We start from the raw sequence: 2,939 nt of genomic DNA, 5'->3' as shown, positions 1-2,939 counted from the left end.
CCCGCACCCGTGACGTTCACCGTGCTGCCGACGAAATGCACTTGGCCGCCCGCCTCGGCGCGGGCGCCGATGTCGTCGCCGCCACCGTTGGTGGCAGTGATTGTGAGGTCCTGGGCGTTGATCGTGCTGCCGACGCCGGACGCGACCAGGCCCCTGCTTCCGCCGCCGCCTGAAAAGGTGATCCTGCTGCCTCCGGTCAGGCTGATACTGCCGCCATTTTGTGCCTTGGCCCCGGTGATGCCGCCGGCGTTGCCCATGAAAACGAGCAGGCCATCGGCAATGATGCGGCTGCCCGCGCCGTCAGCGAGCAAGGCGGACGGGATACCGCCATTGGGATTGTTGATCGAGGAGCCGGACGTAAACTCGATCAGCCCTCCGGCCAGGGCCTGCACGAGACTTTGACCACCGCCATTGGGCCAATTCACAGTAACGGCGCGTGCGATGATGGTCCCGCCGTTGGCCTGCATGGCGATGGCTCCGCCACCGCCGTCATTGCTCAACACGATTCCGTTGGCCTCGATCCGTGCTCCGCTGCTGGCACCCAACCCCAGGCCACTCGCTGTCACCGGACCGTTCAATATGACGATCGAATTGGTGCCGGCATCAATTCCGGTCCCGAACCCCCGGGCCGTCACCGAACCGTTCGCGGTCACATTGGCACCAAGCGTGGCGGTGATCGCCGTCCCGAAGCCGACAAGGATATTGCCGACGGTACATGGAGGCGGGCCAATCTGGGTAACCCCTCCGTTTCCACTAAACCCTATGCACGCGGATTGAGCGTAGGCGGGCGGTGCCGAGAGCCAGACTGCGCTAGCAACAATGGCTGAAAGCCAAGCTAAGAGCCGCGTCGTCTCATGCACGCGCCGGCGCTTCATCCATTGGGGAGATTGAATAATCCGCTCGGCAGTCGTTGCAAGTCGTGGCGCGCCCACGCTGACGGAAACCGGGTGCAACAAAAATTCAGCCAGTGCTGGGTCAGTCGTTAAGTAGTCGCGCCCCGTCATCCACTACCTCCGTACAGGTTCGTGAATACAGATAGCCTACGATTCGGTATTCTCAGCTAAATCTCATGTTATTAATGAACGGTTATTGGCAATATCTGCCGAATGGGTCGAGCGCTGGCTTCACAATAGGTCACGCGACAATTGCGCGCCGTGCAATCGACCGCCGTCGTCGGATCAGGCTGTCCTCATCGGCAGGAATGTCTAAAAGCTCCCGTCGATCCTGAGCTTTGAGAATCTTGCGCCTTGCCACTGCTCAACCCCGCACGCAGCACCAACTACCGGTGAATGTTGCCGAGCTGGCACGGTTATCCACTGGGATCAGACGCCCTGCCGCGGAAGTCGCGAGACACAAGGAGATTTCGTTCATGTTTCGTTCGACCTTAGCGTACGAGGCCTTTATCAACCAAAGACAGCTACGGACGATATGATGGAGAGCCCACCCTGCTGTGAATAGGCATCCAATTTGCCCCCTGAATCGGCGTCCTGCGTGACCCTGCGTATCTCGAATATTCAATCGCTTCAGGAGCCCGCCATCAATTTGATTGGGGAGCCACCCAATAGGATGAAAGGAGAGCCACCAACACGTGGGTCCCTCCATTCCACGGGCAGGGCAACCCTCGTTCATAGGACGTCGGTCTAGCGAAAGGCGCGCCCTTTAGCCCCTTCCCGAAACACCTGTTAGTCCGCACACTCGCCAAAGGGGGAGACTTGGATGCGCGCACTTGTGGCTGGCGGGATGATGCTCGTCGCGGGCCAAGCCGCCGCTTCTAATTTTGGTGTGACCGTCAAGACGTTTGTCGCGCGCATTGTCGCGCGCCCCGAGCTTGGCCTTCAGGACCGCGGTTGCAATCCTAGCCGTGAGGCAGGGTCAGGCAATATTCCGATAAGGGGGAAGGGGTTAGATTTTGGCCACATCCGAGGAGACCTCAAGGCCTGCCGCCGTCGACTATGGGGCAGCGACGATAGCCTTCGACGGCGTCGGCGGCCTCCTGCACGGGAACGGCCTCTACAGCATCGTTTTGATTACCAGTCGCCCCACCGTGATGCGCGACCAGACCGTCCCCATCGTCMCGGTCGTTTCGTGCCAGCTTCAGAGTAGCCGTGAAGGGCTCCTATCCCTCAAGAAGGCAATCGACGACTTGCTCTTGGCCACCTCCGCGCCTCACGGTCAGGCGCAGTGACCCAGTGCGCTCCCTCTGCTGATCCGGCTCGGCCAACTCGCCCTGCCGATGCGGAAAAATGGGAGCCGCTTCTAATCTTACTGCGTCATAAATTGCGTGTCTGTCGCTGAGCGTCCATGGAACTTGTGCAGCATGGACATCGTTGCAGACGGTTGGCCATGGCCACGGTCAGGCGTCGCCTGAGGATCGGGATCGAGGTCGGGACATGCCGCTCGGTACGGACCGGGAGGATCCCCGCGGTCGATAACCGTCGGGAAGGCCAGGTGTTTGGCGGCCCTGGGCGCGAGCTGGAGCTGAGGGGGGAATCGTCTCCTCAGAGCGACCAGGAAGCCGTAGGCGGCGATACAGAGACTGGCGTGGTGGTGGAAACCCCGCCAAGCTCGGCCTTCGTAGTGACCCAGGCCCAGCTCCTGCTTGAGCTCCTGATGGTCTCGCTCGATCCGCCAGCGCAGCTTGGCGGTGTCGACCAGCTGGGTCGAAGGGAATTCAGCGACTGCTGCCGGATGAAGCATTACAGATCGTTTCGCGCAGATACGGTTCCATGCAAAATGCCACATCCAGCCCTCGAACTTGATCCGATCAGGGTCAAGACGCGCGACTTCCGCTGACGGTGAATTTGGCCCACAGGGCCATGGCGGACATTGCATCCTTCTGGCACGCTGCCGTCGGAGGATGCCCATGGTCGCGACATCATGCCTGCGCACACTCGCCGACACGGATGAACCTGTCGCTGCCCCCTCGCACGAGGGCCTAC

The 2,939-nt window shown here is 61.0% G+C and carries 2 pseudogenes; both read right to left on the bottom strand.

The annotated features are described in order from the left end of the window. Positions 1 to 1,004, bottom strand: a pseudogene (locus tag AC1DJT_RS35580) (hypothetical protein); the annotation flags it as partial. Positions 1,005 to 2,353: 1,349 nt separating this feature from the next. Then, positions 2,354 to 2,658 (bottom strand): annotated as a pseudogene (locus AC1DJT_RS35575) (IS701 family transposase); the annotation flags it as partial. Between the last annotated feature and the right edge of the window lie 281 nt (positions 2,659 to 2,939).

The sequence above is a fragment of the Allobosea sp. 05T422_2 genome, from assembly GCF_056396265.1.
The sequence above is the reverse complement of the archived record's forward strand: the minus strand, read 5'-3'. Positions and strand labels throughout refer to the sequence as shown.